Consider the following 359-nt stretch of genomic DNA (forward strand, 5'->3'; position numbering starts at 1 on the left):
AGAACTTATTGCGTTGACAGATCAATTATGGAAAAAACTAGGAATCCGTGACTCGGTAGAGCTTCAGATTAACTCCTTAGGTTTGCCCGAAGAGCGTTCGGCATTCAAATCTGCTCTTGTGGTTTATTTATCTGATTTCAAAGACCAGCTTGATGAAGATAGTGTTCGCCGTCTTGATACAAATCCATTGAGAATTTTGGATTCAAAGTCTGAGCAGACTCAAAAAATACTTGAGCAGGCGCCTGTTCTCACAGACTTCTTCGGTGAAGATTCGAAAAAGCACTTTGCAGAATTAACGGCATTTTTGGATGGTTTAGGTATTCGCTATGTAGTGAATCCTAAATTAGTACGTGGCCTAG

The 359-nt window shown here is 40.4% G+C and carries 1 pseudogene; it reads left to right on the forward strand.

What is annotated here, in order from left to right:
* Positions 1-359, forward strand: a pseudogene (locus tag A3762_RS27150) (histidine--tRNA ligase); the annotation flags it as partial.

The organism is Oleiphilus sp. HI0125 (genome assembly GCF_001635355.1).